Raw genomic sequence first — 26999 nt, 5'->3', positions numbered from 1 at the left:
TCAGCGCCTTTTGGCGGGCTGCGCCTGCAAAATCACATTGTGCCGTTTATCAAGCTCGGTTTTGACCGCCTCGATTTCCTCCGCCTTGCGGGCGTCGTCCCAGCCGAATTCCCGCGCCAGAATATCGGCGATGGCAGCAAGATTGCCGGTCGTCAGCGCTCCGTCGATTGCAAGCGTGGTGCGCCGCAAAACGACATCCGCCAGATGCACCACAAGCTCGTTGCGCGCGATCCATATGATTTCCGTCGCGCTGACCGTATCGGTGTCCGGCAGCATCGCGACTGTCATGCTCGCTTCCTCGCGGAGGATCGGCAGGGCCGTACTGCCATAGCGTTTCAGCAAGGTTTCAACCCGCGCGGCGGGCAACCGCGTTTCGGTGGCGATTTTCGTCACCCAGGCCTTGCGGGCGCGGTCATCCGCCGGATAATCCCTGCCGCCACCTATGGCAAGATTGCGCGTCGATATCCGCCGCGTCTTGCCCAACCGGGTCAGAACCGTGTCGGCCACTTCCTCGGCAAAGCCGCGGAAGGTCGTCCACTTGCCGCCCACAAGGGAAATGATCGCAAATGGCCGTTGATGATCCGGCTCGATGACGGGCGCGGAATGGTCGCGGCTGATGAGGCCCGGCTCGGACGCATTGGAAGCCGGAAGCGGGCGGATGCCGCTATAGGTGTAGACGATCTGGCTGCGGTCAAATTGGAGCTTCGGCAGCAGCGAACGCAGGCTGTCGATGAAATAGTCGGTTTCAGGATCGTCGCAGCGCACATTGTCGGGATCATCCGATGGAATATCGGTGGAACCCACCAGCGCCAGACCGTGATAATCATAGACGAGGCAGATGCGCCCGTCATCCGCCTCGAAATAGATCATGCGCCCGTTCAGGCTTTCCACCAGCTTGGGGTGGTCGATGAGAATATGCGAGCCCTTGGTGCCGCCGATCATCTTTGTCGGCTTGCCGAGCGCGGCATTGACCCGATCGATCCACGGTCCCGCCGCATTGATGACGAGTTTCGGCCTGACGGCAAATTTCTCACCGTCCGGCCCTTCAAGACCGATCACGCCGCTTTCAGCGGAAACCAGTGCCGTGAAATTGGCGGCTGCACTTTTCGGATTGGCGCGCAATCCGTCGCTGACGAGTTCATAGACCAGCCGTTCCGGCTGGCTCACCTTCGCATCATGATAGATGCCGCCCGCCACGATTGCGGGCGTGATATAGGGCATTTCCTTCGTCGCCGTTTCCTTCAAAAGAAAACGGTGGCGCGGCATGACGCGCTCGCGCGCGCCGAAATAATCGTAAAGCGCCAGACCGATCTTGATCAGCACCGCACCACGGCTGCGCGGCGCGGTGGTGGAGCCGAACAGGGTGCGCAGCGCCGCCGGAATGCCCTTGCTCCACGAAAAGACCGGAATGAAGGTCGGCAGCGGCTCCACATTGTGCGGCGCGTTCTTCAGAAGCAGATTGCGCTCCAGCGTGGATTGGGCCACAAGGCCGAACTCGCCGGTTTCCAGATATTTCAGGCCGCCATGGATCAGCCGCGACGGGGCTGCACTCGTGCCGGAACCAAAATCCGCCTTGTCCACGATGAGACAGCTTATGCCCTGCTCGCAAAGATCGCGATAAAGCCCCGCACCATTGACGCCCGCGCCGAGGATAAGCACGTCCACGCCCTCGACTTCCAGCTGCGCAATGCGGTTCTTCATGTCGGCCAGGCTTACGAAATCATTCATGTCAGCATCTTTCTACGGCGCGGGAGACGCCCTTCATTTCAATCCGTGAGCGCTTCGATCTTCGGCCAGATCGGCCCGAGCGCCGATGCGATCTCCCTGAACAGCCGATAGCGCTTTTCATAAAGCGCGCTTCGCTCAGCATCCGGCTCATAGGTCCGGCCCATGGCATCGAGATCGCGCGGGTCGCTGTAGACATCGGCAAAGACACCGGCTCCCTTGCCCGCGCAGAGCGCCGCGCCCCACGCCGCCGCCTCATCCGTATCCGTGACGGTCACGGGCATGCCCAGCACATTGGCGAACATCTGCGCGAAAGCCGGGCTGCGCGACACGCCGCCGGTAAGCCGCGCGGCGGAAATCGCAAAGCCATCCTTCAGGTGATCGACATGGATGCGATGATTGAAGGCAATGCCTTCCCATACGGCGCGCAGCATGTCGCCGCGGTCCTGCCAGCCGCGCAGACCAAAAAACGCGCCGCTTGCCATCGCCCCATAGGGCGAGCCGAAAAGATAGGGGTGGAACATCGCCGTCGAAGGCTTTGCCAGCGCCGCATCGATTTCCGGGCGCAGCATGTCGTGGATCGAGCGGCCTGTTTCCTCCGCCTCGCGCCGTTCCGCCGGGCAGAGCCGGTCGAGGAACCAGTCATAATTGGCCGTCGATGCGGGCGAGATCGACATGTTGTTCCATTCGCCCGGCGCAATGCCGTTGCGGCAGAACCAGCTTTTGTCGACGCGCGGTTCTGAAGTCAATGTTTCGTTGATCGAATAGGTTCCGGCGACGACCGCAACCGTGCCGATTTTCAAGCCGCCGACGCCGAGCGCCGAAGCGGTCACATCATGCAAGCCGCCGACAACCGGCGTCCCGGCAACGAGGCCGGTGCGCTGCGCGCATTTGGCCGAGACATGGCCGACAATCTCATCGGAACGCGACATGGGCGGCAGCGCCTCCCAAAGCGCATCCAGCCCGAAAAGGGCGAGCGCCTCCTTCGAATATTCCTGCGTGTTGACATCGGTAAACGACGTCGAGGCTTCCGTGCGATCGGTGCCCACGTCACCCGTGAGACAAAAGCGCAGCCAGTCCTTGCAGGCAATCACATGGGCGATGCGGCCATAGCGTTCCGGCTCATTTTCCTTCACCCATGCCAGAATGGCCGATGGCGCCGATGCATGGGGCAACTGGCCGGTGACAGTGATGACGCGGTCGGCAACAGGGCTATCCACCCAGCGCTCCGCGATATCGACAGCGCGGCTGTCGAGCGAGAGGATGCCCGCGCCGAGCGGCTGGCGGTCCTTGTCCAGCATATAGATGCCGTCGCCATGGGCGGTGGCGGCGATGGCCAGAATATCGGCGGCGGGCCGCCCGCTTCTGGCGATGGCCTCGGTGATCGCATCGGCGGTCGCGTTCCAGAATTCATCCATGTCGCGTTCGACATGGCGCGGGCGCGGCAACGATTGCGCCACGCGGCGGCGCGCAACGGCAAGCGGCGTTCCGTCAATATCGAACAGAACGGCCTTGGTGACGGTCAGTCCGCTGTCGATTCCGAGCAGAGAGGGCATGGATCATATTCCTGATAAATATGCGCGGGCTATTCCTGCTTGCCGCCCGTTCGGGCATTGGCGCGGGCGATCACCACATTGATGCCTTGCGCCTGCATCCGCTCGATATGCGCGAAGGGCGTTTTTTCGTCGACAATCACGACATCGAAATCATCAAGCGCACCGAAATTGTGCAAGGCCCGGCGCTCGAATTTTGTGTGATCGGCCAGAAGGATGCGCTTTGCGGCACAGTCCAGCATGGCGCGCTTGGTCTCCACCATTTCCGGCGACTGGTGGAACAGAAGATCATCCGTGATCGCGGCAATCGAGATGAAGGCCACATCGGCGCGAAGACGGCGGATTTCATGGATCGTCATGCCGCCGACAAAAGCGTTGCACCAGTTATAAAGCTGCCCGCCAAGGCCCAGCAGCGTCACATCCTTGATGTCGCGCACCTCGTTCATCAGGATCAGCGAATTGGTGATGACGGTCAGCGGTCCCTTGCCCGGCAGATGCGGCACCATTTGCAGGACGGTGGTGGAATCGTCGAAGAAAATGGCCTGTCCCGGCTCGACAAACTGCATCGCGGCTTCGGCGATCAGTTTCTTTTCTTCCGACTGACGGGTGACGCGATAAAGGTCGCTCGCCTCGATCAGGCTTGTCGGCGCTGCCGACACGATGCCGCGCGATTTGCGAAACAGGCCGCGGCTCACCAGTTCATCGACATCGCGATGCGCCGTCATCAGGCTGATGCCGAAACGCTCGGTCAGGTCCTCGATACGCATCGAGCCTTCCGCCATCACGGTTTCCGCAATCTGCTGGCGCCGGACGAGCTGACGCGCATGCCGGCTGTCATTCGGCACCTGTTCCGTCATCAGCTTTTCAATGCTTGCCTTGCTGCTCACTGCCATGTCTGCCACTTGCCCCCTTGCTTGCGCTTTCCGAAACTTTCGGAATCGCCTGATCGGCCTATATGCGCGGTCTTCAGCCCCAAAATCCAGCGCGTGATTGCGCGGGACTTGTCTGAGGAGAGGGACGTCTGGAAATGCGCATCCCGAAAGCTTTCGGCTGACGGGATGCGCCTTTTTCAAACCTTACTGTTCGAGAACGAACGGCGAGGTGTACTTGTCGACATTGTCCTTGGTGATGAGGATGCAGTCGAAAAGCTGCTTTTCATGGTCCACGCCGGTCTTGCCGGTCTTGATGAAGTTGTCGGCCTGCTTGACGGCAGCTTCCGAGAACACGGCAACCGGCTGCAGAACCGTATACTGCAATTCACCGGCCTTGATGGCTGCAACCGCATCGGGCGAACCGTCGAAACCGCCAACCTTCACCTGATCGAGCTTGCCGGCCTTCTTCAAAGCGGCAATCGCGCCGAGCGCCATTTCGTCATTGCCGGAGATGACGCCGATAATGTCCGGATTGGCCTGAAGCAGCGCCTGCATCTTGTCGTGGCCCTGCGTGCGGTCCCAGTTGGCGACATCCTTGCCGGCCTTCACCAGATCGGGATATTGCGTCAGAACGGTTTCATAACCGTTGGACCGCGTTGCGGCATTATTGTCCGAAGGCGCGCCGAACAGTTCGACATATTTGCCCTTGTCGCCGACGCTTTCGACCCACTGGGTCGCGCCGAGGGCGGCGCCCTGCGCATTGTTGGAAACGAGCTGCGCCTTGGCGAGCCCTTCCTGATTGATTTCGGCATTCACGAGGAAGACCGGAATATTGGCGGCAATCGCGCGCTTGACGGCGCCGACCGAACCATCGGCATTGGCCGGATCGAGAATGATGGCAACCGACTTGTTGGTGATGGCCGTGTCGATCAGGTTGCTTTCGGTGTTGGTGTCGCCCTTGTGGCCGCCGACAACGGCCTTGTAGCCCAGACCTTCGGCGGTCTTCTTGGCGATCTCGCCTTCCGTGAACCAGTACGGGTTGGACGGATCGTTGACGATGATCGTCATCAGTCCTTCGGCCCAGGCCGTGCTGGCGATGAGAGGCAAGGCTGCCGCAGCGGCGAACAGAACGCGCATACCCTTCTTGAACATAGTCTCACTCCCTTGACGTTTTTCATTTGCGTTGTGCCGGTTCCCCGGCGGTACTTATTTCCATTGGGCCGTTTTCGAGACGGTGCGGCTTTGTGGAAACCTTTCGATACTCCGATCGATGACGAAGAACCGGCTCCACCCGGAACGGTGGGCGGAGCCGTAATCGATCATCGCCGGGAGTATTGAATGCTGTTGAGCAGAACCGCGAGCACGATCACCGCGCCGGTAAAGACGGTCTGCCAGTAGGAGGACACGCCGATAATCACGAGGCCGTCGGAAAGGAAACCGATCACGAAGGCGCCGAGAAGCGTGCCCTGTATCGTACCGCGCCCCCCGGTGAGCGCAGCGCCGCCGATCACCACGGCGGCGATTGCCGTCAGTTCGTAGGTGGTGCCTGCCGTCGGGCCGGCCGACGTCAACTGCGAAGAAAGAACCAGCCCTGCAATGGCGGCGCAGATGCCGGAAATGACATAGACCGACACCTTGACCCGCTTGACCGGAACGCCGGACAGTTCCGCCGCCCGTTCATTGCCGCCCGATGCATAGAGCCAGCGGCCGAATGCGGTGCGGTTGAGCACGATGGCGCAGATGATGGCGAGTACAGCCAGCACCAGAACGCCGATCGGCACGCCGAAAAGCTTGTTGAAGCCCAGCCAGTCAAAGCCCGTATTGCCAAGCTCCGGGCGACCGCCCAGATTATTGTAGGTCAGGCCGTTGGTCATCAGGAGCGCCACGCCGCGCGCGCAATAGAGGACGCCGAGCGTCGCCACGAAGGCTGGAACGCGCAGATAGGCGATCAGCACCCCATTGACCGCGCCGACGAAGGCGCCGAGCGCGCAGGTGATGAGAACCACGGCCCAGACCGGGAAATAAAGGATGATGCCGAGTTCCTGCAAGGTCACGCCCTGCATCAGGAAGCCCGCAACCACACCGGCAAGCCCGAGCGTGGAGCCGACCGAAAGGTCGATGCCGCCATTGAGGATGACGAGCAGCATGCCGATCGCGAGAAGGCCGAAAATGGCCACATGCGACGACATGATGAGGAAATTGTCGACCGTGAAATAATAGGGTGAAAGGAACGAGAAGACGGCGATGATCGCGATCAGCGCAAAGAATGCGCGGCCTTCGAGCAGCAGATGCACGAGGCTGGTCTTCCGCTTCGCGCCGTTCGGAGCCGCTGTTTCCTTGTTGGTGCTCGTGACTGACATTCGATCAGTGCTCCTGGATAATTTTAATGAGCCACCATGGCTTCGCCCGAGGCGGCCATGATCTTTTCCTTGGACACGTCCGATCCGAATTCGGCGGAGATGCGTCCACGGTGCATGACGATGATGCGATGCGCGATGCTGAGGCATTCGCCGACTTCCGAAGTCGTGTAGACCACGGCCAGCCCCTGCTTGGCCTTTTCGGCCAGAAGCTTGAACACTTCCGCCTTTGCGCCGATGTCGATGCCGCGGCTCGGCTCGTCGAGCAGGATCACATCCGGTTCGGTCGCCAGCATCTTGCCGATCACGACCTTCTGCTGGTTGCCGCCCGAAAGCGAACCGATGGCCGCCTCGCCGCCATCCGTCTTGATGTGCACATTCCTGATCGACTGATCGACAATCTGCTTTTCACGCTTGCGCGAGGTGAAGAGACCCCTGGTCATATCCGCAATACTGGCAAGCGACAGGTTCTTACCGACCGTCATCGTCTGGACGAGACCGTCGCGCTGGCGATCTTCCGGCACCAGAACCAGTCCCTTTTCGATGCGCTGCGCGATGGTGAGGCCGGAAATATCCTGACCTTTGAGCAGAATGCGTCCGCCGCTTGCCTTGAGGCGACCGGCGACACTTTCCAGGAGTTCCGTGCGGCCCGCGCCCATGAGGCCATAGATGCAGACGATTTCGCCCGCCCGCACGTTGAGCGACATGCGGTCAACCAGCGAGAAGCCGGCGCCAGCCGGATCGGGAACGGTCAGGTTTTCGACCGAAAGCGCGACATCGCCCCAGTCATAGCCGGTCGGCGGCGAGCCGAGATCGAAGTTTTCGCCGACCATGTTGCGCACGATCCATTCCAGATCGATTTCCGCGCGCGGCGCATAGGCCGTCATGGTGCCGTCGCGCAGCACCACCGCATGATCGGTGATTTGCAGGGCTTCTTCCAGATGGTGCGAGATATAGACGATGGCGACGCCGCGCGCCGTCAGGTCGCGGATAACCTTGAACAGAACCTCGACTTCCGAGGCGCTGAGCGCCGAAGTCGGCTCGTCCATGATGAGAATGCGCGAATTGACCGAAAGCGCACGCGCGATTTCAACCACCTGCTGCTGGCCGAGACGCAATTCCTCAACCGGCGTCAGCGGATCGATATCCTCTTCCAGCTCTTTCATGAGATCGCGCGTCAGCCGCTCTTCCTCGGCGAAATCGACGCCGGTGGCGGTGCGGATTTCGCGCCCCATGAAGATGTTGTCGCGCACATTCATGTTGGGCGCGAGGCTCAGTTCCTGATGGATGATCGAGATGCCGCGGTCGCGCGCTTCGGTGGACGAATTGAACGTCACCGGCTCGCCATCGAGGATGATCGTGCCGGAAGTCGGCTGGATGACGCCGGAAAGCACCTTCATCAGCGTGGATTTGCCGGCGCCGTTTTCGCCGAAAAGCGTCGTCACCTGCCCGCGCCGGATCTCGAAATTCACGCCCTTCAAGGCATGAATGCGGCCATAGGACTTGGCCACATTACGCGCGGCAAGGACGACATCGCCGTTTTTGCCTTCGATTTTGGAAGCCGTGCTCATTTGACTTCAAGCCCTACCGGCGTGACCAGCCAGTTCTTCGGGTTGACGACCTTGAACACGCCGACCACCGACACGGTCTTGCCGTTGAGGTTTTCGACGGCGACGCCGGAAAGCACCTGTTTCTTCATTTCATTATTCAGGGCCGAACCGGCATTCTGATATTCGATCTGGTTCTTGAACTGGCCGAACTGGATGTCGCCCGTCGCATCGCGCAGATCGGTGCCATTGACGGCGGGGCCGGTCTGCACGCGGATGACGACGCCTTCCGGCATTCCATCCACCTTCACGACATTATAGTTGGATTTGCGCTCCTCCACCGTGCCGGTGAACTTGACCGGGATGACGGGATTGGCGCTGCCGACACCGTATTTCTTTCCGGCGGCAGCCTTGTCGGCGGCCAGTGCATTGCCGACTTCCACGGCATCCACGGCACGCTGCTCGACGCTGGCCTTCACCTTGGGAAATTCGGAAGCGCCAAAGGCATCGGGGGAGAAGGCCTGCTGGCGCACATCGGAATCAGACCCGATCTTCACGACCTTCGTGTCGAAGGCGATCGCGCCGACGACCACCACCGCGGCGATCACGCTCCAGACGACGGCGCGGCTCAGCCTGGCGGGTTTTTGTGAAACTTGACTGGTTTGTGCACTCATTATCAAACGCCTTCAGCAATTCTGCCGGATTGTCGTTGCAGGAACGGATGATGCGGCCGGATCAGACCGCCGGGGAACCGCCCCGGCCCCGCGCCATTGCGCTTGCCGGATGGGCGAAAGCGGTGCGTGTCGATGCGACGGACGAGATCATGATATCCTCCACATGAATTCCAGGGGCCCCGCTCCTCCGTGCATCCCGGAAACAAATGCCCGCGATCGAAACTTATGATAGCGGTGTGTTATCAACTCCAATAATGATGTTATAAAGCGCGAAAGCTGTCAATCGCATGTTTTTGAAACGCCGGTGAAATGGCGCAATTTCACGGCAAATCCACCGCGCGCCCCAGCGAAATCCACTGTTTAATTCGCCATGATGCGCATTATTCACAGCGCAAATCCTGCCATCTCAATCAAGCCGGACCCAGACTGGTATTCGACTATTATCATTATAGTTCAATATGTTGCCAGATTACCAATCGGGCGGGCACCGGGAAAACCCGAGCAAAAAGCCCGCGGCAGCGCCACGGCACGCATAGCGATTTCCCCCGCGATCACCGCCTTGTGAAAAAAAATGCGCGCTGTTGAAAATTTTACAGACAAGGAGATGGTGTTATGTTATCTCCTGCATACGCCATCGCCCGATTTCATTATAGACAGGGCTGCGAGCGACCTGTTTTCAGTCGCGGGAGGAATCCGAATGTCCGTGGAAGCAATGATGCGCAAGGCAGCTGACATCATCATCGGCATTGACGCAGGCACATCCGTGCTCAAGGCCGTCGCTTTCGATTTCGGCGGGCGCCAGATCGCATCGGCGGCGGTCCGCAACACATATGACACCGGCAATCATGGCGCCGTCACACAATCCCTTTCCCGGACATGGCAGGATTGCGCGCGCGCATTGCGCGACCTTGGTGCCAGGCTGCCGGGTCTTGGCCAGCGCACCGCCGCGATTGCCGTCACCGGACAGGGCGACGGAACATGGCTGGTCGGCAAGGATAATCGCCCGGTCGGCGACGCCTGGATCTGGCTCGATGCCCGCGCCGCGCCCACCGTGACCCGCCTTGCCGCAGGCCCGATGAACCGCGCGCGCTTTGAAGCGACCGGAACCGGGCTCAATACCTGCCAGCAGGGCGCGCAGATGGCGCATATGGACACAATCGCGCCGGAACTGCTCGACAATGCGGAGGTCGCCCTTCACTGCAAGGACTGGCTCTATCTCAATCTCACCGGCGTTCGCGCCACCGACCCTTCGGAAGCAAGCTTCACCTTCGGCAATTTCCGCACGCGCCAATATGACGATGTCGTCATCGAAGCGCTGGGCTTGCAAAAACGCCGCAAGCTGCTGCCCGAGATCATCGACGGCACGCAGCTCCAGCATCCGCTTTCCGTGGAAGCGGCAGCTGTGACCGGCCTTCTCGCCGGAACGCCGGTCAGCCTTGGCTATGTCGATATGGCGATGACGGCCCTTGGCGCAGGCGTGCGCGGCGGCACGGCAGGTGCGGGATGCTCGACCATCGGGTCCACCGGCGTGCATATGCGCGCCAAGCCGGTTGCCGATATTCATCTGAACAGCGAAGGCACCGGCTATGTCATCGCGCTGCCGATCCCCGGCATCGTCACGCAGGTGCAGACCAATATGGGCGCGACGATCAATATAGACTGGATATTGCAGGTCGCAGCCGACCTCATGTCCACGCCGGAAAAGCCGGTTTCGCTGGGCGATCTCATTCCCCGCCTCGACGACTGGTTCAATGCTGGCCGTCCGGGCGCGATCCTCTATCACCCTTACATTTCGGAAGCAGGCGAGCGCGGCCCCTTCGTGAATGCCGATGCGCGGGCCGGTTTCATCGGCCTTTCCAGCCGCGACCGTTTTCCCGAACTGGTGCGTTCGGTGGTGGAGGGGCTCGGCATGGCGACCCGCGATTGCTACGCCGCCATGGGCGAAATGCCCGCCGAACTGCGCATCACCGGCGGCGCGGCGCGCTCGAAGGCGCTGCGCAGCACGCTTTCGGCGGCGGTCAATGCGCCGGTGCGCGTTTCGGCCCGCGAGGAAGCAGGCGCTGCCGGAGCCGCCATGATGGCCGCTGTGGCCATCGGCGCCTATCCGTCCATGGATGACTGCATTGCCGAATGGGTGGAGCCTCTGCTCGGCGCGTGCGAAGCGCCGGATGCGGCGCGCGCACGACATTATGAAGAACTTTTCGTTGCCTATCGGGAAGCGCGGCTGGCTCTGACGCCGGTCTGGGACAAGCTCGCTTCCGGCAAATAAGGAAACATTGAAATGGCTGAACCGGAAACCTGCGACCTGTTTGTAATCGGCGGCGGCATCAACGGCGCGGGTGTGGCCCGCGACGCTGCCGGGCGCGGCCTCAAGGTCGTGCTGGCGGAAAAGGACGATCTGGCGCAAGGCACATCATCGCGGTCGGGCAAGCTGGTGCATGGCGGTCTGCGCTACCTCGAATATTACGAGTTCCGCCTTGTGCGCGAGGCGCTGATCGAACGCGAAGTGCTTTTGAACGCCGCGCCGCACATCATCTGGCCGATGCGCTTCGTGCTGCCGCACAGCCCGCAGGACCGTCCGGCCTGGCTGGTGCGGCTCGGCCTGTTTCTCTATGACCATCTCGGCGGCCGCAAGAAACTTCCCGGCACGCGCACGCTCGATCTGAAGCGCGACCCGGAAGGCACGCCGATCCTCGACCAGTACAGCAAGGGTTTTGAATATTCCGATTGCTGGGTGGACGATGCGCGCCTCGTGGCGCTCAATGCGGTGGGTGCCGCCGAAAAGGGCGCGACCATCCTCACCCGCACGCCTGTCGTCTCCGCCCGCCGCGAAAATGGCGGCTGGATCGTGGAAACGAAGAACCGCGACACCGGCGAGGCCCGCACGTTCCGCGCCCGCTGCATCGTCAATTGCGCCGGGCCATGGGTCACGGACGTCATCCACAATGTCGCCGGCTCCAACTCCTCGCGCAATGTGCGCCTCGTCAAGGGCAGCCACATCATCGTTCCGAAATTCTGGTCGGGCGCCAATGCCTATCTGGTCCAGAACCACGACAAGCGCGTGATCTTCATCAATCCATATGAGGGCGACAAGGCGCTGATCGGCACCACCGACATTGCCTATGAAGGCCGGGCGGAAGAGGTAGCGGCGGACGAGAAGGAAATCGATTATCTCATCACTGCGGTAAACCGCTATTTCAAGGAAAAGCTCCGGCGCGAGGATGTGCTGCATTCCTTCTCCGGCGTGCGCCCGCTGTTCGACGATGGCAAGGGCAACCCTTCCGCCGTCACCCGCGATTACGTCTTCGACCTCGATGAAACCGGCGGCGCGCCGCTGCTCAACGTCTTTGGCGGCAAGATCACCACCTTCCGCGAACTGGCGGAGCGCGGCATGCATCGGCTCAAGCACATTTTCCCGCAAATGGGCGGTGACTGGACCCATGATGCGCCGCTGCCGGGCGGCGAAATCGCCAATGCCGATTATGAAACCTTCGCCAATACCTTACGCGACACCTATCCGTGGATGCCGCGCACGCTCGTCCATCATTATGGGCGGCTCTATGGCGCACGCACGAAGGACGTGGTTGCAGGCGCGCAGAACCTCGAAGGGCTTGGCCGTCACTTCGGCGGCAACTTCCATGAAGCGGAAGCGCGCTATCTGGTGGCGCGGGAATGGGCGAAGACGGCGGAAGACATTCTCTATCGCCGCACCAAGCATTACCTGCATTTAACCGAAGCCGAACGCGCCGCTTTCGTGGAATGGTTCGACAACGCCAATCTAATTGCTTGAGGACGACATGGCCCTTACGCTTTCGCTCAACACCAATCCGCTGGTCAACCGCTTTGCCGAGCCGGACGACCTGATCGAAACGGTTGCCCGCGACCTTCGCCTGCGCGACCTCCAGCTCACCCATGAATTCATCAATCCGAGCTGGCAGGCTTCGACCATCCGCCGCCTCACCCGCGACATGGACAGGGCCTTGCAGCGCACCGGCGTCCGCGTCACCTCCGGCATGACCGGCCCCTATGGCCGTCTCAACCATTTCGGCCATCCCGACCGGGATGTGCGCCGCTATTATGTCGACTGGTTCAAGACCTTTGCCGATATTATCGGCGATCTGGGCGGCAAGTCGGTCGGCACGCAATTCGCGATCTTCACCTATAAGGATTTCGACGATCCGGCGCGCCGTGAAGAGCTGACCAGGATCGCCATCGACTGCTGGGCGGAAGTGGCCGACCATGCAAGCCGTGCCGGTCTCGACTATGTGTTCTGGGAGCCGATGAGCATCGGGCGCGAATTTGGCGAGACGATTGCCGAATGCATGAAGCTTCAGGATCGCCTGACCGCCGCCGACATGGCAATCCCCATGTGGATGATGGCCGATATCGACCATGGCGATGTCACCTCATCCAACCCGGATGACTACGACCCTTATGCCTGGGCGCGCGCCGTGCCGAAAGTCTCGCCGATCATCCATATCAAGCAAAGCCTGATGGACAAGGGTGGGCATCGTCCGTTCACCGCCGCGTTCAACGCCAAGGGCCGCATCCAGCCGGAACCGCTTTTGAAAGCCTTTGCCGAAGGCGGCGCGGTGGACAATGAAATCTGCCTTGAACTTTCGTTCAAGGAGCGCGAGCCGAACGACCGCGAAGTCATTCCGCAGATTGCGGAAAGTGTGGCTTTCTGGGCTCCGCACATTGACACCGGCGCTAAGGACTTGAAGATATAGACAATTTAAGGAACCGGACCGCTTTCCATGGCAGATGCTGACGATTCTCTGGCGCTGCGCGCCGCCTGGCTTCATTTCGTGGGCGGCATGACCCAGTCTGCCGTTGCGAAACGTCTTGGCCTGCCTTCGGTGAAGGCGCATCGCCTGATTGCCAAGGCTGTTGCCGACGGCGCGGTGAAAGTGACCATCGACGGCGACATCAGCGAATGCATCGACCTCGAAAACCGTCTGGCCGACCTCTACGGCCTCGATTATTGCGAGGTTGCGCCGGATATCGGCGAGGAAGGCCTGCCGCTCATGGCGCTTGGCCATGCGGGCGCGAATTTCATGCGCCGCGAGATCGAGCATGGCGATCATGAGGTCATCGGCATCGGCCATGGCCGCACGCTTTCGGCAGCAGTCGGCTACATGCCGCGCGTCATCGCCAACGATCTGCGTTTCGTCTCGCTGCTCGGCGGGCTGACACGCAATTTTGCCGCCAACCCGCATGATGTGATGCACCGCATCGCGGAAAAGACCGGAATGCCCGCTTATGTGATGCCGGTGCCCTTCTTCGCCAATACGGCGGAAGACCGCGAAGTGCTGCTCGCCCAGCGCGGCGTCACCACGGTTTTCGACATGGGTTGCCGGGCGGAACTGAAGATCGTCGGCATCGGAACCGTTGACGCGCAGGCGCAGCTTGTCACATCCGGCATGATAGAACTTGGCGAAGTGGAAGAGATCGCGAACCTCGGCGGGGTTGGCGAAATGCTCGGTCATTTCTTCGATGCCGATGGCCAGCGCCTTGAAACGGCGCTGACGGCCCGCACCATCGCGGCTTCCGTTGAAAACGCCGATATGAGCCGTATCGTGGGGCTTGCGGGCGGCCTTTCCAAGGTAGACGCCATTCGCGCCGTGCTGAAAAGCGGGCGTCTTTACGGCCTCATCACCGATGAGCGGACAGCAAAGGCGCTTGTCGGAAAGGCGAACGGAAAATAACAAAATCACATTTTTGCCGTGGATTTTTTTGTGATTTTGTGATCTAACTTCATGCAATAATGTTCCGCCCAACAGATCGGATAAAGCGTGAAGCGCGACGACAGACGACAGGCGATCATAAACCTTCTTATCGAAAATCAGGCCGTCGATCTTGACGATCTGGCGGATCGGTTTGCCGTTTCCAAGATGACGATCCATCGCGATCTGGATTCGCTGGAACAGTCCGGCGTGCTGCGCAAGGTGCGCGGCGGCGCGACGATCGACGCGGGCACGCAGTTCGAGAGCGATTTCCGCTTTCGCGAGCGGCAGGATGGCGAAGCCAAGCAGAAGATGGCCCGCGCAGCGCTGGAACTGGTGGAGCCGGGCATGACCGTAATGGTCAATGATGGCTCCATGGCAGCCCTTCTGGGCGGCATGTTGCGAGAAAAGCGCCCGCTCACCGTCATCACCAACAATGCCGTCATCATCGATGAACTGAAGGGCGAAAACGGGATCAATCTCATCGCGCTCGGCGGCACCTATTCGGCCAAGTTCAACGCCTTTTTCGGCATTTTGACGGAAGAAGCACTGGCGCGTCTCAGCGCCGATATCGCCTTCGTCTCGTCGCCTGCCGTCAACGGGCAACTGGTCTATCACATGGACGAAAACGTGGTGCGCACCAAGCGCGCCATGACGAACGCCGCCGCGCGCTCGTGCCTTCTGGTCAATCACCAGCGGTTTGGGCGCCCTGCCCTGCATGTGATGGCCGACCTTTCCGATTTCGACGCGATCATCACCGATGCATCCCCCGGCACGGCGGTTCTGAACGGGCTGAAACAGGCCGGGATCAGACTGACAATAGCAGCAGACTAGGAACAGTAACGCATGACCAAATTCTGGATTGGCACAAGCTGGAAGATGAACAAGACGCTGGCCGAGGCCCGCCTTTTCGCGGAAGCGCTGAAAGCCGCCGATGCAGGCCGCTCGCCGGATATCCAGCGCTTTGTCATCCCGCCCTTCACCGCCGTGCGCGATGTGAAGGAAATCCTGTCCGGCACCTCCGTCAAGGTGGGTGCGCAGAACATGCACTGGGCCGATCAGGGTGCATGGACCGGCGAAATCTCCCCGCTGATGCTGAAGGACTGCAATCTCGACATTGTCGAACTCGGCCATTCGGAGCGCCGCGAACATTTCGGCGAAACCAACGAGACGGTCGGCCTGAAAGTGGAAGCCGCCGTGCGCCACGGCCTGATCCCGCTCATCTGCATCGGCGAGACGCTGGAAGACCGTGAAAGCGGACGCGCAGCCGCAGTGCTGGAAGAAGAAGTGCGCGGCGCGCTTTCCAAGCTTTCCGACAGCCAGAAGCAGGCCGAAATCCTGTTCGCCTATGAGCCGGTCTGGGCCATTGGCGAGAACGGCATCCCGGCTTCCGCCGATTACGCCGATGCGCGCCAGGCGGAAATCATCGCGGTTGCGGAAAGCGTGCTCGGACGCCGCGTGCCGTGCCTTTATGGCGGCTCGGTCAATCCGGGCAATTGCGAGGAACTCATCGCCTGCCCGCATATTGACGGGCTTTTCATCGGCCGCTCGGCATGGAACGTCGAAGGCTATCTCGACATTCTGGACAAATGCGCCAAGAAAATCGCATCCAATTAAGGAGTAACATCATGAAAATAGCAGTAGCAGGCGACAGCGCCGGCGAAGGTCTGGCCAAGGTTCTGGCCGATCACCTCAAGGACCGCTTCGAGGTTTCGGAAATCTCGCGCACGGACGCTGGCGCGGATGCATTCTACGCCAACCTCTCCGACCGCGTGGCTTCCGCCGTTCTCGACGGCACCTATGACCGCGCCATCCTCGTTTGCGGCACCGGCATCGGCGTGTGTATCGCGGCCAACAAGGTTCCGGGCATCCGCGCAGCACTCACGCACGACACCTATTCGGCGGAACGCGCAGCGCTTTCCAACAATGCGCAGATCATCACCATGGGCGCCCGCGTCATCGGCTCGGAAGTGGCCAAGACCATTGCCGACGCCTTCCTCGCGCAGACCTTTGACGAAAACGGCCGCTCGGCCGGCAATGTCAACGCGATCAACGAAGTCGACGCGAAATATAACAAAGCCTGATTGGTAACAGCTTTAACCCGGCCCGAAAATCTTTTTCGGGCCGGGTTGAATTGAACGGCTCAGTTTTCAGGAATTATAGCGGCATAATCCCGTGCGCCGTGCAGGATATGGACGACAACCAACTGATCGGCATCCACACGGTAAAAGATCAGGTAATTGCCATGGACCTTGCGGCGAATGCCCTGCTTTTCATATCGGGGCACCAGCGGAAAAGCTTCTGCGGAAGCGACAATCGCCAGACATGCCCGCTCCAGCTCATCGATGAATGACAAGGCCCTGAGCGGATTGTCTTTTGCTATATAGTCGCCGATCTGCTGCAAATCGGTCCGTGCTTCAGCCGTGAAGCAGAGCTTCATTCGGCCCTGTCCGTCAGCATGGCCTTGTAACGCTTGCGCAACGCGCCGAAAACCTCCTCCGAGCCGTGTGTGCGGCCCGCATCGGCATCGGCAATCCCTCGCGTGATGGAGGCATCAAGTGCTGCAAGGCGCATCTCGCGCTCCTGCACAAGACGCACGCCTTCTCGCAAAACCTCGCTTTTCGAGCCATATCGCCCCGTATCGACGAGGTTTTGAATGTAGCTTTCAAGCTGTTTGCCAAGGTCTGCGCTAATCATCCGGTCGGTCTCCATCGGTCTGCATGATCGCAGGATAAAGCCTTTATCAACTATTATCAACGAGCGCCGAAAGCAAAAAAAGCGGAGGGTTTCTCCTCCGCTTTTCTATTGTCGTAACGGCAAGATTTAGCTGAACTTCGGGTCCAGCGAGCCATCGCGATAGCGCTTTGCCATGTCGGAAAGCGGGATCGGGCGGATGGAAGCCGCATGACCGGCGGTGCCGAACTGCTCGAAACGCTCCTTGCACAGTTTGGTCATCGCAGCCATGGCAGGCTTGAGGTACTTGCGCGGATCGAATTCGCTCGGTTCTTCCTGCAGGACGCGGCGAATCTGGCCGGTCATCGCCATGCGGTTGTCCGTGTCGATGTTGATCTTGCGCACGCCATGCTTGATGCCGCGCTGGATTTCCTCAACCGGAACGCCCCAGGTCGGCTTCATCTGGCCGCCATATTTGTTGATGATTTCCTGCAACTCTTCCGGCACCGAAGACGAGCCGTGCATGACAAGATGCGTGTTCGGCAGCTTGCGGTGGATTTCCTCGATCACGTGCATGGCAAGCACGGAACCATCCGGCTTGCGGCTGAACTTGTAGGCGCCATGCGAGGTACCCATGGCGATTGCCAGCGCATCGACCTTGGTTTCGCGCACAAATTTCACGGCCTCATCCGGATCGGTCAGAAGCTGGTCGTGCGACAGCACGCCTTCCGCACCGTGGCCGTCTTCGGCATCGCCCATGCCGGTTTCAAGCGAACCCAGAACGCCAAGTTCACCTTCCACCGAAATGCCGCCCAGATGCGACATCTCGCTGACCTGCCGCGTGACGGAGACGTTATAGTCCCAGTCGGCGGGCGTCTTGCCGTCGGCCTTCAGCGAACCGTCCATCATGACGGAGGTGAAGCCGGCCTGGATGGCGGTCATGCAGGTGGCGGCTTCATTGCCATGGTCGAGATGCACGCAGACCGGAATATGCGGATAGATTTCCGTGACCGCGTCCATCATGTGACGAAGCATGATGTCGTTGGCATAGGAACGCGCGCCGCGCGAAGCCTGCAGGATCACCGGCGCATCCACGGCATTTGCCGCTTCCATGATGGCCAGCGCCTGTTCCATGTTGTTGATGTTGAATGCCGGAACGCCGTAACCCTTTTCAGCGGCGTGATCGAGCAATTGCCGCAGCGTAATGCGCGCCATTTCTAGCCTCCTAGTCGACTTCAGATCAGATTATTTCGCGAAATATGTGCCGAGGATATCCACCTCTTCGGCCACGCCGAACACCAGCGCACTGCGCTCGTGATAGGTCTGCGGCACGATATCGAGAATGGGGCTCAAGCCGTCTGTCGCCTTGCCACCCGCCTCACGGGCGAGGAAAGCAATCGGATTGGCTTCGTAAACGAGCCGCAGGCGGCCCTTTTCGTAGCCGGGGCGGCTGTCATTCACATAGAAGAACAGGCCGCCGCGCTGCATGATGCGGTGCATGTCGCCCACCGCCGCACCGAGCCAGCGCATGTTGAAATTGCGCCCGCGCGGGCCATCCTTGCCACTATAGGCATCGTCCACATAGGCCTTCATGCCGGGGGACAGGTGGCGATAAACGGATGCGTTGAACGCCAGGTCGGAGGTGCGTTCGGGCAGCGTCACATTGCGGCGCGTGATATGGAAAACCCCGCTTGCCGGATCGAAGGTCGCGAAAATCACGCCCTCGCCGACCGAAAAGCCGAGATCGACCGAATTGCCGTAGGACACATAACCGGCGGCAATCTGGCGGTTGCCGGGCTGAAGAAAGGGTTCTTCCACATCGGCGGGGAAGATCGAGAAGATCGTGCCGAGCGGCGCGCCGAGACCCACATTGCCCGAACCGTCCAGCGGATCGATGGCGACAGCCACCAGCCCATCGGCCTTGCCCGCCACGGGGAGGTCCGCTTCTTCCGAAAGGATGGAGGCGGCACCTGCCGCAATCAGCAGATCGACGAACAGATTGTGCGACCCGACATCGATGCACTTCTGCTGGTCCTGATCGCTGTTGACGCCGACAAGCCTGCCCGGATCGCCGGGAAGCGAACCGCGCGCAATGCGGCCGGAAAGCCGCGTCGCACCAGCAAGAATGGCCTTGATCGCATCGGCGGTCGCAAGACGCAAAGCATCCTTGCCAGCCCAGCCGTCGAGATAGGCGCCGACGGCTTCGGCTTCCACGCGATCGCTATCGCCAACCAGAACCAGTGGAGAAAAATTACCTGCCATTGTCATTTGCCCTGCTCCTGAAAATCCCCTGCGAGGCGCACGGTATCGGAGGAGAGCGCGCGAATGCGATTGGCGCGTTGCAGCTTGTCTGATACGGGCGGGGTGAAATTCATGAACGGCAACCTCCTTGCCAATCGGAAAGCCTTGAGCCTGAGGCTTTTTGCGACCGATTTGAGCGCCAAAACCTCAGGCACCAGTTCCGGTAACACCCTTTCAGAAGCTTAACAATACGGCCATAACATTATAACGATTTAAATGTGATCTTGAGTGTGATTTTTCTTTCCACAGCCCGGTTTCCGGGCCTTTTGCGGGGGTGAATCATAGCTTTGAAGCCGCGACTCACCTCCCGGAACATCAAAAAGCAGCCCGTAGGTTTCCACGGGCTGCCTTTAGATTGATATCGCGATGAGCCGGTTAGGCCCCGGCTAAGCGCTGGCGACGCTCCCGCACCAGCATCGGACCGTATTCGAGAACATAAAGACCGAAAGCGCCCATCCAGAGCAGGGCCGAGGCGGCGAGGATGGTGTGGAAGAAATTCGGCATAACTTCGGCCAGCGGGCGGATCAGCGCTGCCGCGACGAGGCACAGATAAGCGGCCTGCGTGACGGGCGAGGCCGTCAGTTCGCGCCCGGTATGGCCGCGCGTCGCCCGCGTCATGACCGCCAGCATCATGCAGCCGATCGCGCCCACGGTCACGACATGAAGGGCGGAATAAGGGTTGAGCCGATCGATGGCGGAAAGGCCGATGGCGATGAAGCCGAGCGGGATGAAGGCATAGGCGACGTGAAGGATAAGCAGCAGCTTTTCGCGCGCCACCGACCATCCCCGCCAGCGATAAAGCCGCACGAAATGAAGCAGCGCCGCAATCCACGCCACAACGGCGGTTATCGTCTGGTCGGGCATGGCGATCCAGCCGATGCAGGCGACGACGCCGACAAGGATGCACACCCCGTCATAGCGGTTGAACGGCACGGGAAAGCGTGTCTTCCCCATCTTGTTGAGCCAGTTACGGGTGAAGCTCGGCACGATGCGCCCGCCGATCACCATGACCAGCAGCACATAGGCGCTGATGCCGATGCGGTTGGCCATTGCCACATCGCCGTCGGTCAGGATCAGATAATGAAAGACGAGATTGGCGACCATCACCGTCGCGACGCCCATCAGCACCTTGAGGTTTTTCCACTGGCGCCCGGCAATGATCTCGCGCGCGCAGATGAAAAGCAGCGCGGGCAGAAACAGGCTCTCGACGGCAACGGCGAACCACGCATCGATAAGGTCGGGTTCCAGAAAGACGAGCCGCCCGGCAAGCCATATCCCGAAGAGAAGCGCAAGCGGTGTTCCCGATACCGGCAGTCCGCCGGTCCAGTTGGGGATGGCGGTCAGCAAAAAACCCGCCAGAACAGCGGAGGAAAAGCCGAACACCATTTCATGGGCGTGCCAGTTCAGCCCGCCATAAGAGCCGCCAAGCGGCATGCCGAGCGTCAGCGACAATATCCACAAAAGCATGGCCAGGACGGCCCATATGGCTCCGCCCAGAAAGAACGGGCGGAAGCCATAGCTGAGGAGGACAGGACCGGTCGCTTTCAGCCCTCGCGGCATACCTTTGTGGTCGGATGGCATTGCAGCAGATATTGCCTGCGGGCCTGGCTGTCTGGTCATGGTGTCCTCGTCATGCAGCCGGTTCAAGTTCGGCTCATCAAGAGTATCGGCATTCTTACTTGGCCGTATTATTTGGCGCTGGCGATCACCTTTTCCAGTCGTTGCTGAACCACTTTCGGCTTCTTGGCCGAAACGATCTCATCCAGATTGGCCGGGCTGTCGCCCACTGCGATCAGCGCGATCATGCCCATGGCGTAATGCGGCGTGCACTTTACCAGATAAGCACCGGGCTGTGTCACCGTCAGCACATAATTCTCATTGATCTTGCTTTTGAACTTTTCGGCCCCTTCGGGGATCATGTCCTTGATGGACTCGACATTGTGCCCCTTGTCGACGGGAATGAAGGTGATCGTATCGCCGGGATTGGCCTTGATATAGGCAGGCTCGAAAACCATGGCGCCATCGGCGCCCTTGTTGAGCATGTGCACTTCGATATTTTCAGCAAGAGCGGGGGCCGCCAGTAAGCCAAGAATGCCAGCGGCAGCAAGTTTGATTGCGAGATTACGCATTTTGTCCTGATCTCCATCGATTGGCACATGTGCCGTTTCGGCCCCAACGCGCCATATAACGGATTTAGACCTGTCAGCCACCCACCACTTTGATTTGGATCAAACTGACCGCGATATTCCTGATAGTAACACTCAAAATTAAAACGGGTCATTTTTAGCCCGGCGCGGCATGACAAGCTTGCATGCATCTTGTATGCATTTCATGAACGAGAGGCGCGCATCGGCAAGGGAGACAAAATGAGCGACACCATTTCGATTTCGACGGAAGACCTCGCAAAGCTCGTGCGGGAAATCCTGAACAAGGCGGGTTTCAGCGCCGACCATGCCGCGGCCATTGCCAGAACCATTGTGGCGGGCGAACGCGACGGCTGCAAATCGCATGGCGTCTACCGTATCGAGGGCTGCCTGCGCACGCTGAAGAGCGGCAAGGTGGTTGCCGATGCCGACCCGGTCGTCACGACCGACGACAGCGCCGTGGTGCGCGTGGACGCGAAGGGCGGATTTGCCAATCTGGCCTTCGAGCGCGGCGCGCCTGCCCTTGCCGAAAAGGCGCGCAAGCTTGGCATTGCGGCGCTAGCGATCAATGACTGCACCCATTTCGCGGCTTTGTGGCCCGAGGTGGAAGCGCTTGCCGAACAGGGCCTTGCGGCAATCGCCATGTGCCCGAGCTACGCGACCGTGGCGCCCGCGGGCGGAACGAAGCCGCTTCTGGGCACCAATCCCTTCGCCTTCGGCTGGCCTCGCCCCGGCGACTATCCTTATGTGTTCGACTTTGCGACCAGCGTTGCGGCACGCGGCGAACTGGAGCTTTATCGCCGCGCCGGAAAGCAGCTGCCGGAGGGCTGGGCCGTCGATGCGGACGGCAACCCGACCACCGATCCCGAAGCCGCCCTTGCGGGCGCGATGCTGCCATTCGGCGGGCACAAGGGATCGGCCATTTCCACGATGATCGAACTTCTGGCCGGGGTGATGATCGGTGATTTCACCAGCCCTGAGGCGCTCGATTTCCTTGGCACGACGACGCTTGCGCCGCGCCACGGCGAACTCATCATCGCCTTCGACCCGGCCCGCATGGCCGGTGGCCGCGGCAACCCGCAGGAGCGCGGCGAAAGGCTGATCGACGCGATTGCCGGTCAGGGCGCGCGCCTGCCGTCGCAGCGCCGCTTTGCCGCCCGCCGCGCTTCCCTCAGCCAGGGCATCACGCTCACCGCCGCCGAAATGGCGCTTCTGGAAAAGCTGAAGGAAAAAGGGCTGGACGCCGTCGCTTGACCCAGCAAAAAGGCGCCGAAACCGGCGCCTTTTTCTCTATCTGCAGGTGTTTCAGGCGGCGTATTTCGCCGCAGCAGCGCCCTGCTTGATCCAGTCGGCATACCAGTCCTGGAACAGCTTCAACTGGGTTTCGCAATAGCCGCGCTGGCTGTCGGACAGCTTGTCCGTTTCGTTGAAATGCAGCTCATATTCCGGATTGCCGGTCAGAACCATCATATGCTTGTAGAAGAGGACGAGGTCCGGCCCCTCATCGAAGGACGAGAGCACATCGAGCGCTGCTTCCAGTTCCAGCGCCAGCTTGCGCGCTTCGACATCGCCCGCGGCGGCCGCCTTCGACAGTGCCACCAGATGCTGGACTTCCTTCGGCAGCACATTGCCGATGCCGGTGATCGCGCCGGTTGCGCCGCAATTGACGAAGCCGTGGAAAACGCCGGTATCGACGCCGACCATCAGCGTGACATCGTCATCGGCGCTGGTGATGTTTTCAGCCGCGTAGCGCATGGCTTCCGCGCCGCCGAATTCCTTGAAGCCGATGAGGTTCGGATGTTCCGCGCGCAGCGCGAAAAACAGGTCGGCACGGGTGGCAAAACCATAATAGGGGCTGTTGTAGATGACGGCAGGCAGGTCGGGCGCCGCCGACAGGATCGCCTTGAAATGAGCCTTCTGCGCCGAGATCGACGAACCGCGCGAGAGAACGCGCGGAATGACCATCAGGCCCTTGGCGCCCACCTTCTGCGCATGGGCGGCATGAGCGGCGGCGATCTTCGTGTTGACGGCGCCGGTGCCGACGACGACGGGCACGCCAGCCTTGGCAAGCGCTTCCACGCCCGCCATGCGTTCCTCGTCCGAGAGAAGCGGCCAGTCACCCATGGAGCCGCAATAGACGACCGCGGACATGCCCTTCGCGATCAGTTCCTTGCCCTTGCGGACCAGCGCATCGAAATCCGGCGTGCGGTCGGGCTTGCAGGGGGTCATGAGGGCCGGAATGCAACCGGAGAAAATGTTGGAGGTCATCGCTTTTTCCTTTGACGTCTTTCCTTGGACGTTTCCCTTGAGCGCTTTTCACACAAGCTTGGCCCATAATCGGTCTGCCGAGCGTTGCATTGAATCAAATATACACTTTGTATTTTTCTTGTCGACCAAAATTTTGTTTTGGTTTAGCATTGCTTGACGGGAGAGATTTAAACTGATGTTAGGCTGTAAGGCCGCGTCAGAACAGACCGACAAAGGACAGACACGATCATGGACAAGGACGACGCAAACCAGACAGCCGACCGCAAGAAGGGCTCGGGCGTCAAGCTGGTTTACGACGTGCTGCGCGACGAGATCATCGATCTTTCGCTCGCGCCGGGCAGTCCCATCGATGAAAATCAGCTGGCGGAGCGCTTTTCCATGTCGCGCACGCCCATCCGCGAGGCGCTGGTGCGGCTTGCAAGCGATGGCTTCGTGACCACGCTGCCCAACCGTTCGACGGTTGTATCCAATATCGATTTTCTCAGCCTGCCCGCCTTTTTCGATGCGGTGACGCTGATGTACCGCGTGACGACGCGGCTTGCCGCCCGCAACCGGACCGACAGGGACCTTGAGACTATCCGCGCGCATCAGGAGGCTTTTGCCCGCGCCGTCCGCTCGCAGAATGCGCTGGAAATGATCGCGACCAACCGCGATTTTCATGCGGCCATTGCGGAAGCGGGCCGCAATCCGTTCTACACGACCTTCTTTTCGCGGCTTCTCGATGAAGGGCGCAGGCTGTTGCGCCTCTATTACCAGTCTTTTGCCGACCGTCTGCCGGAGCGCTATGTCACCGAACATGAGGACATGATCCGCGCCATCGAGGAACGCGACGTCGATACCGCCGATCTGCTCGGCAGGGCGCATGGCGACCAGATCGTCTATCAGATTCGCAAGCTGATCGCCGAAGACCGCCGCGACCAGCTGGATTTATAGACCGTTCGTCACAAACGAACGGTCAGACCGCCTGGCGGAGGCGGGAAGCGGCCACATGGTCGAACCATCCAAGCGCGGCTTCGCTGTCCGGCGGCAGAAGCACGCCGCAATCGCCGGCAAAATCGCACCAGCCGTCAATATAGGTTTCGCGCACCACGGTCAGCACCGGGACCTGGCGGGCATAGGCGGCTTCGATCACGGCACGGAAGCCGTGGCCTTCCGTCTCGCCCTTGCCGAAACGGTTGAGGATCAATAGGTCCGCGCCCGCTTCCAGTTCGGCAAGCAGGGTGCCCGCAACATCGGCCAGCGCCGCCGGATCAAGACGGCAACCGCGTGAGCCGGTACCGAGCGGCTGCGAAATGATCTGGGTCTTGCCGGTGCCGATATGCTCGATCTCGATATCGCGGCAGCATTCTTCCGTATCCTTGCCGCGATGCTGGAAAAAGCCTGCAACCCGCAGGCCCTCCCGCTTCCCCCGCGCGGCGATTTCCGCCAGCAGGGGATCGACGGGCACGTCTTTCGCCGCATGGATCGCGGCGAGGATCGGCGCGGCTTTCATTCGCCGTCCCCCTCGCCGGAGAGAAGATCGATGCCGGTGATCTCGGCATCGGCGGTAAGGATCGCGATATATTGCGACACGGCCTTCGACCAAGTGGAGGCCTCCAGCCAGCCCGCGATCTTTTCGGCCACATAGTCGAATGGAAGCTCCTCGCCTTCCACGCGCCGGTCCAGCCGGACGATATGGAAGCCGAAGCGGCTTTCAATCGGGGTTGCCGTGGTTTCGCCGGGCGTCATCCGTTCCAGCGCCCGCTCGAATTCCGGCACGGTGCTGCCGCGCGTGAGCTGGCCCAGATTGCCGCCCTGCGCGCCCGACGGGCAGGCAGAATATTCAAGCGCGACGGAGGCGAAGGTCGCAGGCTCCGCGATCACGGCGGCGGCAAGCCGCGTGGCCGTCTCGCGCGCCTTGTCGCGCTCCGGCTGGTCGGCCGGATCGGCGGCGACCAGAATATGGCTTGCCTCCAGAATGGGCGCGCTGGTGAAGCGATGGCGGTTGTTCTCATAATAACGCTGGGCTTCGTCGCGGGAGGCGGACGGCACGTCCACTTCCTGTTCGATCACCATGCGCACAAGCGCATCCTCATCGGTTTCGGCGCGGCCTTCGGCGTCTTTCTCATGCTCCGGCTCGATGCCGAGTTCTCTTGCCCGTTGCAGGAGAAGCTCGCGCACGGCAAGCGCGCGGGCCGCCGACAGCAGCGCCGCGCCGGGGTTTTCCGCCGGATGGTTCTGCGCTTCGGTCAGGATATCCGTCTCATCGATCGTGACGCCATTGACCGAAACCGCATCGAAGACCGGGCGCGGCTTGGGCGGCACGCGCGTATCCGGTTCCTGATAGGTGGTGTAGCCGGTCTGGTGCTGGTGGCCATGGTGGCCGGCGGGGTTGTCCCCCGCCGGTTGTCCACCTGCATTCTTGCTGTCGAAAAGCGTGACCATGAGCCTTACTCCGCAGGAACGCGCAGATGCGAGGGGGCTGCGGTGTGGTTGCGCTCACGCACCACCTGATAGCCCGGACGCCAGATATAGCGCACCGGCGCGCTCAGCATGTGCACAAGACGGGTGAACGGGAACAGGAGGAAGATCGTGAGCCCGAGGAAGATGTGCATCTTGAACACGATGGACGCATCCGCGACATAGCTGGCAGCGGCCGGATTGAAGGTGAAGATGCCCTGCGCCCAGTTCATGAACTTGACCATTTCGCCGCCGTCGAGATGCTGGAGCGAGATCGGGATCGATGCCAGGCCAAGCAGGAGCTGCACCCACAAAAGCAGGATGATGAGCGTGTCTGTCGGGCGCGAGGAAGCGCGCACGCGCGGATCGAACAGGCGGCGATGCGCCAACATGCTGGCGCCGATGATCGCCATCAGGCCGGCAATGCCGCCCGCAACGACGGCGAGGATCTGCTTTGCCTCATGGCTGATGCCAAGCGTGTCGAAAATCCAGATCGGGGTCAGAAGGCCCACGAAATGGCCGACGAAGATGAAGAGAACGCCGACATGGAACAGGACCGAGCCCCACATCAGCTGCCTGCGGCGCAGAAGCTGGCTGGAGCCGGAACGCCAGGTATAGGGTTCGCGGTCATAGCGGAAGATCGAGCCGAGCGCGAGGACACTCAGCGCGATATAGGGATAGATGCCGAACAGAAGCGTGTTGATATAGCTGGCCATCTTC

At 60.7% G+C, this 26999-nt stretch carries 26 protein-coding genes and 1 pseudogene; 10 read left to right on the top strand and 17 right to left on the bottom strand.

Annotation, left to right across the window (positions count from 1 at the left end; genetic code table 11):
* The 7 genes from AVM02_RS00710 to AVM02_RS00680 all read right to left on the bottom strand — a co-directional run bounded on the left by AVM02_RS00710 (position 1) and on the right by AVM02_RS00680 (position 8728).
* Positions 1-1728, bottom strand: a complete 1728-nt coding sequence (locus AVM02_RS00710) for a glycerol-3-phosphate dehydrogenase/oxidase (RefSeq protein WP_411505102.1) — start codon at positions 1726-1728, stop codon at positions 1-3.
* Between the two features lie 38 nt (positions 1729-1766).
* Entirely contained in the window at positions 1767-3281 is a 1515-nt protein-coding gene (locus AVM02_RS00705) for an FGGY-family carbohydrate kinase (protein ID WP_411505101.1), read from the bottom strand.
* Between the two features lie 29 nt (positions 3282-3310).
* Positions 3311-4171: a DeoR/GlpR family DNA-binding transcription regulator gene (locus tag AVM02_RS00700; protein ID WP_411505100.1), complete on the bottom strand. Its 861-nt coding sequence runs from the start codon at positions 4169-4171 to the stop codon at positions 3311-3313.
* A gap of 183 nt (positions 4172-4354) precedes the next feature.
* Positions 4355-5302 carry a D-ribose ABC transporter substrate-binding protein gene (locus AVM02_RS00695; protein ID WP_411505099.1) on the bottom strand — a complete coding sequence of 316 codons (948 nt, stop codon included), beginning with the start codon at positions 5300-5302 and terminating at the stop codon, positions 4355-4357.
* Between the two features lie 167 nt (positions 5303-5469).
* The gene (locus tag AVM02_RS00690; protein ID WP_411505098.1) at positions 5470-6510 is read right to left on the bottom strand and encodes an ABC transporter permease; all 1041 of its coding nucleotides are present in this window, start codon (positions 6508-6510) and stop codon (positions 5470-5472) included.
* A gap of 23 nt (positions 6511-6533) precedes the next feature.
* Positions 6534-8078, bottom strand: a complete 1545-nt coding sequence (locus tag AVM02_RS00685; RefSeq protein WP_411505097.1) for a sugar ABC transporter ATP-binding protein — start codon at positions 8076-8078, stop codon at positions 6534-6536.
* Positions 8075-8728, bottom strand: a complete 654-nt coding sequence (locus tag AVM02_RS00680) for a DUF2291 domain-containing protein (RefSeq protein WP_411505096.1) — start codon at positions 8726-8728, stop codon at positions 8075-8077. Before AVM02_RS00680 ends, AVM02_RS00685 begins: the two co-directional genes overlap by 4 nt.
* Between AVM02_RS00680 and AVM02_RS00675 the strand changes: the two are divergent.
* From AVM02_RS00675 to AVM02_RS00640, 8 genes and pseudogenes are all read left to right on the top strand, one after another.
* Positions 8708-8812 (top strand): annotated as a pseudogene (locus tag AVM02_RS00675) (ATP-binding protein); the annotation flags it as partial. The gene AVM02_RS00680 and the pseudogene AVM02_RS00675 overlap by 21 nt on opposite strands.
* Positions 8813-9443: 631 nt before the next feature.
* Entirely contained in the window at positions 9444-10997 is a 1554-nt protein-coding gene (locus AVM02_RS00670; protein WP_411505293.1) for an FGGY-family carbohydrate kinase, read from the top strand.
* Between the two features lie 12 nt (positions 10998-11009).
* Positions 11010-12518, top strand: a complete 1509-nt coding sequence (locus AVM02_RS00665; RefSeq protein WP_411505095.1) for a glycerol-3-phosphate dehydrogenase — start codon at positions 11010-11012, stop codon at positions 12516-12518.
* 7 nt (positions 12519-12525) lie between these two features.
* A complete protein-coding gene (locus AVM02_RS00660; protein WP_411505094.1) occupies positions 12526-13458 on the top strand; it encodes a TIM barrel protein in 933 nt (310 codons plus the stop codon).
* 27 nt (positions 13459-13485) lie between these two features.
* Complete coding sequence (locus AVM02_RS00655; RefSeq protein ID WP_411505093.1) at positions 13486-14436, top strand: sugar-binding transcriptional regulator; 951 nt, start codon at positions 13486-13488, stop codon at positions 14434-14436.
* An 87-nt stretch (positions 14437-14523) separates the two neighbouring features.
* Positions 14524-15288 carry a DeoR/GlpR family DNA-binding transcription regulator gene (locus tag AVM02_RS00650; protein WP_411505092.1) on the top strand — a complete coding sequence of 255 codons (765 nt, stop codon included), beginning with the start codon at positions 14524-14526 and terminating at the stop codon, positions 15286-15288.
* Positions 15289-15300: 12 nt separating this feature from the next.
* Positions 15301-16071 (top strand): triose-phosphate isomerase, encoded by a 771-nt coding sequence (locus AVM02_RS00645; RefSeq protein ID WP_411505091.1) that lies wholly within the window; start codon positions 15301-15303, stop codon positions 16069-16071.
* A gap of 11 nt (positions 16072-16082) precedes the next feature.
* Positions 16083-16538 carry an RpiB/LacA/LacB family sugar-phosphate isomerase gene (locus AVM02_RS00640; RefSeq protein ID WP_411505090.1) on the top strand — a complete coding sequence of 152 codons (456 nt, stop codon included), beginning with the start codon at positions 16083-16085 and terminating at the stop codon, positions 16536-16538.
* A gap of 59 nt (positions 16539-16597) precedes the next feature.
* Here the strand turns inward: AVM02_RS00640 and AVM02_RS00635 are convergent, their stop codons facing one another.
* From AVM02_RS00635 to AVM02_RS00610, 6 genes are all read right to left on the bottom strand, one after another.
* The gene (locus AVM02_RS00635; protein WP_411505089.1) at positions 16598-16894 is read right to left on the bottom strand and encodes a type II toxin-antitoxin system RelE/ParE family toxin; all 297 of its coding nucleotides are present in this window, start codon (positions 16892-16894) and stop codon (positions 16598-16600) included.
* On the bottom strand, positions 16891-17151 hold the full coding sequence (locus tag AVM02_RS00630) for a type II toxin-antitoxin system ParD family antitoxin (RefSeq protein WP_411505088.1): 261 nt from the start codon (positions 17149-17151) through the stop codon (positions 16891-16893). The genes AVM02_RS00635 and AVM02_RS00630 overlap by 4 nt, the downstream gene beginning before the upstream one ends.
* Before the next feature lie 126 nt (positions 17152-17277).
* Positions 17278-18342 (bottom strand): class II fructose-bisphosphate aldolase, encoded by a 1065-nt coding sequence (gene fba, locus AVM02_RS00625; protein ID WP_411505087.1) that lies wholly within the window; start codon positions 18340-18342, stop codon positions 17278-17280.
* 30 nt (positions 18343-18372) lie between these two features.
* The gene (locus AVM02_RS00620) at positions 18373-19395 is read right to left on the bottom strand and encodes a class 1 fructose-bisphosphatase (RefSeq protein ID WP_411505086.1); all 1023 of its coding nucleotides are present in this window, start codon (positions 19393-19395) and stop codon (positions 18373-18375) included.
* A 408-nt stretch (positions 19396-19803) separates the two neighbouring features.
* On the bottom strand, positions 19804-21048 hold the full coding sequence (locus tag AVM02_RS00615; protein WP_411505085.1) for an NnrS family protein: 1245 nt from the start codon (positions 21046-21048) through the stop codon (positions 19804-19806).
* A gap of 68 nt (positions 21049-21116) precedes the next feature.
* Positions 21117-21557, bottom strand: coding sequence for a pseudoazurin (locus AVM02_RS00610; protein WP_411505084.1), 441 nt, complete (start codon positions 21555-21557; stop codon positions 21117-21119).
* A gap of 237 nt (positions 21558-21794) precedes the next feature.
* Here AVM02_RS00610 and AVM02_RS00605 point away from each other — a divergent pair, with 237 nt between their 5' ends.
* Complete coding sequence (locus AVM02_RS00605; RefSeq protein WP_411505083.1) at positions 21795-22826, top strand: Ldh family oxidoreductase; 1032 nt, start codon at positions 21795-21797, stop codon at positions 22824-22826.
* Positions 22827-22877: 51 nt separating this feature from the next.
* Here AVM02_RS00605 and AVM02_RS00600 read toward each other — a convergent pair whose 3' ends face one another.
* Positions 22878-23840: a dihydrodipicolinate synthase family protein gene (locus AVM02_RS00600; protein WP_411505082.1), complete on the bottom strand. Its 963-nt coding sequence runs from the start codon at positions 23838-23840 to the stop codon at positions 22878-22880.
* Positions 23841-24068: 228 nt separating this feature from the next.
* On the opposite strand from AVM02_RS00600, the gene AVM02_RS00595 reads away from it, so the two are divergent.
* The gene (locus AVM02_RS00595; RefSeq protein WP_411505081.1) at positions 24069-24773 is read left to right on the top strand and encodes a GntR family transcriptional regulator; all 705 of its coding nucleotides are present in this window, start codon (positions 24069-24071) and stop codon (positions 24771-24773) included.
* 22 nt (positions 24774-24795) lie between these two features.
* Here AVM02_RS00595 and AVM02_RS00590 read toward each other — a convergent pair whose 3' ends face one another.
* From AVM02_RS00590 to narI, 3 genes are read right to left on the bottom strand one after another with little or no spacing between them, the layout of a single operon-like run.
* On the bottom strand, positions 24796-25332 hold the full coding sequence (locus AVM02_RS00590; RefSeq protein WP_411505080.1) for a DUF2478 domain-containing protein: 537 nt from the start codon (positions 25330-25332) through the stop codon (positions 24796-24798).
* The gene (locus tag AVM02_RS00585; protein ID WP_411505079.1) at positions 25329-26264 is read right to left on the bottom strand and encodes a peptidylprolyl isomerase; all 936 of its coding nucleotides are present in this window, start codon (positions 26262-26264) and stop codon (positions 25329-25331) included. Before AVM02_RS00585 ends, AVM02_RS00590 begins: the two co-directional genes overlap by 4 nt.
* Positions 26265-26269: 5 nt before the next feature.
* On the bottom strand, positions 26270-26995 hold the full coding sequence (narI, locus tag AVM02_RS00580; RefSeq protein WP_411505078.1) for a respiratory nitrate reductase subunit gamma: 726 nt from the start codon (positions 26993-26995) through the stop codon (positions 26270-26272).
* Positions 26996-26999: the final 4 nt, after the last annotated feature.

The organism is Brucella anthropi, from assembly GCF_046630315.1.
GTDB lineage: Bacteria > Pseudomonadota > Alphaproteobacteria > Rhizobiales > Rhizobiaceae > Brucella > Brucella anthropi_A.
The sequence above is the reverse complement of the archived record's forward strand: the minus strand, read 5'-3'. Positions and strand labels throughout refer to the sequence as shown.